The sequence below is a fragment of the Phytoactinopolyspora endophytica genome, from assembly GCF_004138495.1.
Classification (GTDB): Bacteria; Actinomycetota; Actinomycetes; order Jiangellales; family Jiangellaceae; genus Phytoactinopolyspora; species Phytoactinopolyspora endophytica.
In genome coordinates this window covers 445,179-447,181 of sequence record NZ_ML142852.1, presented here as the reverse complement: position 1 = coordinate 447,181, position 2,003 = coordinate 445,179, and the positions used below count along the sequence as shown (strand labels likewise).

General features: G+C 60.6%; 2 pseudogenes. Both read left to right on the top strand.

Going from position 1 to position 2,003, the window contains the following annotated elements:
• Positions 1-739, top strand: a pseudogene (locus tag ELR45_RS10440) (Gfo/Idh/MocA family oxidoreductase); the annotation flags it as partial.
• Between the two features lie 251 nt (positions 740-990).
• Positions 991-1,977, top strand: a pseudogene (locus ELR45_RS42645) (IS256 family transposase); the annotation flags it as partial.
• Positions 1,978-2,003: the final 26 nt, after the last annotated feature.

Below are 2,003 nucleotides of genomic sequence, written 5' to 3'. Positions count from 1 at the left end.
CGGGCCGGACAGCCCGCATCGCCCATGCGCCGCGGACGGCACCCCTTATCAGGGCGCGGCGCTGCGGGAGCGGGATCCCTACTTTCGGGCACAGGCAGGCAGCAGGGCGTTCCCGGACAGTTCCGTCGCGCCGCGCGCCGGGCTCCTTGGCTTGACGTACCGGTATCAGTATCCGGCCGGACGGGATCTGTATTTGTATGACGATGAGATCGATATCGAGGACACGTACAGTGCGCTGTTGTCGTACTCCAAAGGCACGAGCCTGGCGTATACGATTGATTTCTCGTCGCCGTGGGAAGGGTATCGGCTAGTGATCAACGGCACCCACGGGCAGCTAGAGACCTTCACCGGGCGCCTCCCAGACGGAACGCCGCTACAAGACGCGGAGACGATCGTTCATCGGCCGCTATTCGGCGAGAACGCCATCATCGAAGTGCCGTCCGCAGTCGGCGGACACGACGGGGCGGACCCGCAGATGCGTCGCGACCTCTTTGTGGGACCTAGCTCGGAATCGATCGACCTCGGCATGGTCGCGTCGTCGGCCCAGGGCGCCGCCGCAGTGGCGGCGGGTGAGGCGGTCTGGCGAGCGGTCACCGAGCAACGCGTCGTCGAACCAGCCGACCTGCTCGGGAAGGAATGGACACGCGTCGTGTCCGAGATTCTGCCCTCTTCGCGTTTTGCCGAGTGGAGGAACAGGGGGAATGAACAACCCCGGGGTTCGGACGAGACTCGTCATTAGAGTCGTCTCAGGCGGCCCGTGTGGTCAGGTCGGACAGTTCGTACAGTGCTTCGAACCCTGCCGGCGGCCTATTGCCTCAGGCCCGTGAACTCGGGGTTGTCATACCAATTTGGCCATTAAGCGGACGATCATCTCGACTTTTCGTCTATTGTGCCAAGGCCTGTTCGGCCTTGTTAACGGGACTGTCCGTGATCTTGTAGGGTGGGTGATCTGACCATGCTGGAGCGTTGCTCGGTTCGAAAGGATCCAGGTTGACAAGCGAAGACACGACCGCTGGTTCGGCAGGCCCGACCTCCGCTAATGATGATCTTGATGTTCGGGTCGCTCGGGAGCTGGTCGACAAGGCCCGTGAGGATGGCGTGTCGCCGATCGGCCCGAACGGTGTTGAGGTAGGTCACGAAAACGGTGCTGGAATCGGCTTTGAACGCCGAACGGGACGAGCATATTGGCTATGCCAAAGGCGACGTTGCTGGAAATTCGGGACGAATGAGCGGAACGGTCGTCGTCGAAAACGGTGCGTACTGATGTGGGCGAGGTGAGACTCGACGTGCCCTGTGATCGCGACGGTACGTTTGCTCCGCAGATCGTGCCGAATATGCTCGCCAGGTTGACGGTTTCGACGACGCAGTCATCTCCTTTTGCGCGAAGGGTTGACGACTGGGGAGATTCAAGCGCACCTGGAAGATATTTATGACGCGAAGGTGTCGCGTGATCTGATCTCGAAGATCACAGACAAGATCATCGGGATCTGATTTTCTGGCAAGCGCGGCCACTGGATCGTGTGTATCCCGGTGTGTTGATTGATGCTATCCATGTCAAGATCCGCGACGGTGCGGTGGCGCACCGGCCGGTCTATATCGCGGTCGGCATCAGCATGGCCGGCGAACGCGACGTGTCGGGCACGTTGGTCGGCACTGGTGGTGAAGGCGCCAAGGGCTGGCTGAACCACCTGTCCGACCTGGAGAACCGGCGGCGTCGAGGACATCCTGATCGTCGCCTGTGATGGCCTGAAAGGCCTGCCCGAGGCGATCTGCGCGTTATGGCCACAAGCAGAGGTTCAACTGTGCGTTCTCCACCTGGTACGAGCCAGCCTCCGCTACGCATCGAAGAAGCACTGGTCGGCGATCACGAAACGACTCAAACTGATCTACAGCGCTCCCACACTTTAAGCCGCCGAAACCGAATTCAACGACTTCCGTACCGAATGGGAAGACAAATACCCCGCGATGATCCGGCTATGACACCACAGCTGGGAACAATTCAC